Source organism: Flavobacterium sp. NLM (genome assembly GCF_002210235.1).
GTDB classification, from domain to species: Bacteria; Bacteroidota; Bacteroidia; order Flavobacteriales; family Flavobacteriaceae; genus Flavobacterium; species Flavobacterium panici.
Map to the genome: position 1 here is coordinate 1 of NZ_LIAC01000032.1, position 5,821 is coordinate 5,821.

A 5,821-nucleotide genomic window follows, 5' to 3' on the forward strand; every position below is an offset into this window, starting at 1 on the left:
TCCTTCGACTTCGCTCAGGATGACAAACTGTACGGTTACAGAATCTTCACCCAATCTTGTCATCCCGAGGAACGAGGGATCTGCGCAAGTAACTCCACAAACTAAATCGCCAATCTTTGTCGAGCTTCTTGCGCAGATTTCTCCCTTCGGTCGAAATGACACAAAAGATGCAAAAACTTTTCCCCACAATCTTGTCATCCCGAGGAACGAGGGATCTGCGCAAGTAACTCCACAAACTAAATCGCCAATCTTTGTCGATCAGTGAGTGCGATCCTTCGTTCCTCAGGATGAAAAAAAAATGCGCATAAAGTATATCGCTAATCTTTGTCGAGCTTCTTGCGCAGATTTCTCGTTCCTCGCAATGACAAACTGTGTGGTTAACACTGGTGTTCAGGATGACAAACTGTATCTGATATTTTTATAAGGAGCAAAAAATCTAAAATCTAAACTCAGAAATCTAAAATAAAAAAATCCCAAACTCTTTTTGGAATTTGGGATTTAAAATATTGTAATTTAAAAATCGTTAGATTTTCTTCATTTGTTCTTTCATCATCGAGATTTGCTCTTTCAGCATTCCTTGTTTGTCTAATTTTTTAGCTTCGGCTAATAAATTAGTAGCTTCCAGTTTTCTGCGGCGTGACATTGCTACTCCGGCAAGGTTTAATTTAGCTACAGCAAGATCCATATCCATTGATAGTCCAAGCTCGATCGCTTTTTTGAAATGTTTCTCAGCCTGAATTAAATTAGTCTGCGAAAGCATGATACCGTGAAGGTAATTAAAATATCCTTGTTGTTTTCTTACTAAAGCAGTTTCTGGATTTTTGATGTATGCTAACCATTTTTTAGCCCCTTCGAAGTCTTGTTTTCTTAATTTAAGAAAGGCTAAAAGGATAAATTCATTTTTAAAATAAAGAAAAATAGGAATTGCAGACAATAATATAAGGAAGATACCATTACCGGTTTCTTTGTCTACAATTTGCCAAACGCCAGCTATTATAAGAAGTCCGGCCAAAATAAGTTTGATAATTTTATTAAACATAATTCATGTAAATTTGTGATTGCAAATATAGTAAAATGAATTAAAAATATTTTTATAAAACTACTTGCCAGAAAAAAAAGTCTTTGTATATTTGCACTCGGTTTTTGAGCAACGGAATTCAAAAACAGAAAAACAGATAATAGACACCATTTTAAAGATACAAAGCAATGAGCAAAAGAACATTTCAACCATCGAAAAGAAAAAGAAGAAATAAGCACGGATTTATGGACAGAATGGCTTCTGCGAATGGAAGAAAAGTTCTAGCGCGTAGAAGAGCAAAAGGAAGACATAAATTGACTGTTTCTAGCGAACCTAGACACAAAAAATAATGTTTGTATAAACATACATAAGGCGATTACTTTTTTAGTATCGCCTTTTTTTATACCTTGTCGGTAAAAATTTTCTCAACATTCTAGTTTTTAGTACACTAAGAATGTTTTTTAAAATACTTTTATATAACTACACAATACATACAAAATGCCTAAAGACACATCAATTAAATCAGTTTTAATAATAGGTTCGGGACCTATTGTTATTGGTCAAGCTTGCGAATTCGATTATGCAGGATCTCAATCTGCACGTTCGATTCGTGAAGAGGGAATTGAAGTTATCTTAATTAACTCCAATCCAGCGACAATTATGACCGACCCATCTATGGCCGATCATATTTATTTGAAACCATTAACTACTAAATCGATTATTGAAATTCTGAAGGAACACCCGCAAATTGATGCAGTTTTGCCAACAATGGGAGGGCAGACGGCTTTGAACTTGTGTCTGGAAGCTGAAGAAAAAGGAATCTGGCAGGATTTCGGAGTAAGATTAATAGGAGTTGATGTAAATGCAATTAATATTACCGAAGACAGAGAGCAGTTTAAACAGCTTTTAGAAAGAATAAATGTACCAACTGCACCTGCAAAAACAGCTACTTCATACTTAGAAGGAAAAGAAATTGCACAGGAATTTGGTTTTCCGCTTGTAATTCGTCCATCGTTTACACTTGGTGGAACAGGAGCAGCGGTAGTTTACAAAAAAGAAGATTTTGATGAGCTTTTAACCCGCGGACTTGAAGCGTCTCCAATTCACGAAGTTTTAATTGATAAAGCTTTAATGGGATGGAAAGAGTACGAATTAGAGCTTTTAAGAGATAAAAACGATAATGTTGTCATTATTTGTTCTATCGAAAATATGGACCCAATGGGAATCCACACAGGAGATTCGATTACCGTTGCGCCGGCAATGACCTTATCTGATACAACTTTCCAGAAATTACGTGACTACGCAATTTTAATGATGAGAAGTATCGGAAATTTTGCTGGAGGATGTAACGTACAATTCGCAGTTTCTCCAGATGATAAAGAAGATATCGTAGCCATCGAGATTAACCCTCGTGTATCTCGTTCATCAGCTTTAGCATCAAAAGCAACAGGTTATCCAATTGCAAAAATTGCTTCTAAACTGGCTTTAGGATATAACTTAGATGAATTACAAAACCAAATTACAAAATCGACTTCGGCTCTTTTTGAGCCAACTTTAGATTATGTAATCGTAAAAATACCACGTTGGAACTTCGATAAATTTGAAGGATCAGACAGAACTTTAGGTCTTCAGATGAAATCTGTAGGTGAGGTTATGGGAATTGGACGTTCTTTTCAGGAAGCGCTTCATAAAGCAACCCAATCTTTAGAAATTAAAAGAAACGGTCTAGGAGCTGACGGAAAAGGATATAAAGATTACGAACAAATCATCGAAAAGCTTACGTATGCAAGCTGGGACAGAGTTTTTGTAATTTATGATGCCATCGCAATGGGAATTCCGTTGAGCAGAATTCATGAAATTACAAGAATCGACATGTGGTTCTTAAAACAATATGAAGAACTTTATGTTCTGGAAAAAGAAATTTCGAACTATAAAGTTTCAAACCTTCCTAAAGAATTATTACTTGAAGCCAAACAAAAAGGTTTCGCCGACAGACAATTAGCTCACATGATGAACTGTCTGGAAAGTGAAGTACATTCTTTACGTATGGAGAAAAACATCAACCGTGTATTTAAACTGGTTGATACGTGTGCGGCTGAATTTAAAGCAAAAACTCCTTATTACTACTCCACTTTTGAAGCAGAAATCGAAAAAGCAAACGGAGAACGTTTTGTGGATAATGAAAGTATCGTAACAGATAAAAAGAAAGTCATCGTTTTAGGTTCAGGACCAAACAGAATTGGGCAGGGAATTGAGTTTGATTATTCTTGTGTACACGGAGTTTTAGCAGCAAAAGAATGTGGTTACGAAACAATCATGATTAACTGTAATCCTGAAACAGTTTCAACAGATTTTGATACGGCTGATAAACTATACTTCGAACCAGTTTTCTGGGAGCATATTTATGACATCATTCAGCACGAAAAACCAGAAGGTGTAATCGTTCAGCTTGGTGGTCAGACGGCTCTTAAATTAGCTGATAAATTATCTAAATACGGTGTAAAAATCATCGGAACTAGTTTTGATGCACTTGACTTAGCAGAAGACAGAGGAAGATTCTCAGATTTATTGACAGAATTACATATTCCTTTCCCAAGATTCGGAATCGCTGAAACGGCAGACGAAGCTTCAAAATTAGCGGATAGTTTAGATTTCCCGCTTTTAATTCGTCCTTCTTATGTATTAGGAGGTCAGGGAATGAAAATTGTAATCAACAAAAAAGAGCTTGAAGAGCACGTTATCGATTTGTTGAAAACAATTCCAGGAAACAAATTACTTTTAGATCACTACTTAGCCGGAGCAATTGAAGCCGAAGCGGATGCGATTTGTGATGCAGACGGAAATGTGTACATCATAGGAATTATGGAGCATATCGAACCTTGCGGAGTTCACTCTGGAGATAGTAATGCAACATTGCCTCCTTTTAACTTAGGAGAATTCGTAATGCAGCAAATTAAAGATCATACGCATAAAATTGCAAGAGCTTTAAAAACAGTTGGTTTGATCAATATTCAGTTTGCGATAAAAGATGATACGGTTTATATTATCGAAGCAAACCCAAGAGCTTCAAGAACGGTTCCGTTTATTGCAAAAGCTTACGGAGAGCCTTATGTAAACTACGCTACTAAAGTAATGTTAGGTCATAGTAAAGTAACTGACTTTGATTTTAATCCGCAATTAAAAGGATACGCAATCAAACAACCGGTTTTCTCTTTCAGCAAATTCCCGAACGTAAACAAAGCGTTAGGACCAGAAATGAAATCAACAGGAGAAAGCATCTTGTTTATTGATGACTTAAAAGATGATCAATTCTACGAATTGTACTCTAGAAGAAAAATGTATTTGAGTAAATAAGCTCAGATTCTATTATAACAAAAAAGCTCCAATGTAAATTGGAGCTTTTTTCTTTTTTACTTTGCACATAAGACGCACTGCTGTGCGCCTCTACGATATGCTTTGTGTATTTGTTTGTTGAATAAAATATATATTCATCCCAATTTTCTGTAGAGGCGCACAGCAGTGCGCCTACGCCCAGTATTCACTTTTTCTATACTTTGCGCATGAAGAAAATATTCATTTCAATTTTCTGTAGAGACGCACAGCAGTGCGTCTACGCCCAGTATTCAAGCTCTGTTATTTACTTTGCGCATAAGACGCACTGCTGTGCGTCTCTACGATATGCTTTGTGTTATTTGTTGTTGAGAAAATATTCATCCCAATTTTCTGTAGAGGCGCACAGCAGTGCGTCTACATCCAGTATTCACGATAGGATTAAAATAAAAAAGCTCCCATTATAAAGGAGCTTTTTTATATGGAAATATATCAGAATTATTTCTCTGGTACATCATATCTGTAGCTAAAAGTACCATCGGTTACTTTTGTTGTAACAGGATTAGCAGCGCTAATTGGTTCATCATCATCATCTACACAATTAAATGAAAATGTTCCGGTTACTTTTTTAGCAGTTAAGTCAATCGCTGTAATTGATACTGAACCATTAACAGGATATTGACTTTTTCCTTTAGTGTTAAATGAGATTTCAACTTGTGTTTTAGAAGCGTCAAAAGTGTTTTTTGTTATAGGATATGTACCAACTTTTAGATCGCTTCTTTTAATGTAAAGTCTAATTTCATCTACAAAATTTTTGTTTCTTCCTTGTAAAAGAATGTATTCTTCTGCAGGATACATATCAAATAATGTTTTTGTAGCATAATCTGATCCAAACGGATTTTGCATTTCCCATAAAGTACCGTCAACTTTTGCTGTCATTGCAAATTTTGATGTTTCCGGTTCTTCAGGGTTTTCGTTGTCATCGCTTGAACAGCTGTTTAATGCTAAAAGTAAAAATAGAAATAAGATTTTTGGTGTTTTCATTATTGGTATTTGTTATATTAAGTAGTAAATGTAAATGAATTTATTTTAACATTTAATTTGTAAGATTAGAAAAAATGTATATTATACATTAAAAAAAGCTCCAATGAAAATTGGAGCTTTTTGTTTTTTTTAGTTTGCGCATAAGACGCACTGCTGTGCGTCTCTACGATATGCTTTGTGTATTTTTTGGTCGAAAATTTTAATAATTCGTCCCAATTTTCCGTAGAGACGCACAGCAGTGCGTCTACGTCTAGTATTTACGTTTGTTATACTTTGCGCATAAGACGCACTGCTGTGCGTCTCTACGATATGCTTTGTGGTTATTTTTTGTCGAAGAAATATTCATTTCCAATTTTGTGTAGAGGTGCACAACAGTACGACTACGTCCAATATTCACGTTTGTTATACTTTGCGCATAAGACGCACTGC

At 35.4% G+C, this 5,821-nt stretch carries 4 protein-coding genes; 2 read left to right on the forward strand and 2 right to left on the reverse strand.

The annotated features are described in order from the left end of the window. Positions 1-523: 523 nt before the first annotated feature. A complete protein-coding gene (locus APR43_RS24175; RefSeq protein WP_053474518.1) occupies positions 524-1,039 on the reverse strand; it encodes a hypothetical protein in 516 nt (171 codons plus the stop codon). 167 nt (positions 1,040-1,206) lie between these two features. Here APR43_RS24175 and rpmH point away from each other — a divergent pair, with 167 nt between their 5' ends. Further along, the gene (gene rpmH / locus APR43_RS24180; RefSeq protein WP_008464848.1) at positions 1,207-1,368 is read left to right on the forward strand and encodes a 50S ribosomal protein L34; all 162 of its coding nucleotides are present in this window, start codon (positions 1,207-1,209) and stop codon (positions 1,366-1,368) included. Positions 1,369-1,516: 148 nt separating this feature from the next. Further along, entirely contained in the window at positions 1,517-4,372 is a 2,856-nt protein-coding gene (carB, locus tag APR43_RS24185) for a carbamoyl-phosphate synthase large subunit (protein ID WP_053474519.1), read from the forward strand. Between the two features lie 474 nt (positions 4,373-4,846). Here carB and APR43_RS24190 read toward each other — a convergent pair whose 3' ends face one another. Beyond that, positions 4,847-5,392 carry a DUF6252 family protein gene (locus tag APR43_RS24190; protein ID WP_053474520.1) on the reverse strand — a complete coding sequence of 182 codons (546 nt, stop codon included), beginning with the start codon at positions 5,390-5,392 and terminating at the stop codon, positions 4,847-4,849. Between the last annotated feature and the right edge of the window lie 429 nt (positions 5,393-5,821).

Bases quoted from the DNA above. Each gene is read 5' to 3' on its own strand.
- APR43_RS24175 (WP_053474518.1), bottom strand. From the start codon at position 1,039: ATGTTTAATAAAATTATCAAACTTATTTTGGCCGGACTTCTTATAATA.
- rpmH (WP_008464848.1), top strand. From the start codon at position 1,207: ATGAGCAAAAGAACATTTCAACCATCGAAAAGAAAAAGAAGAAATAAG.
- carB (WP_053474519.1), top strand. From the start codon at position 1,517: ATGCCTAAAGACACATCAATTAAATCAGTTTTAATAATAGGTTCGGGA.
- APR43_RS24190 (WP_053474520.1), bottom strand. From the start codon at position 5,392: ATGAAAACACCAAAAATCTTATTTCTATTTTTACTTTTAGCATTAAAC.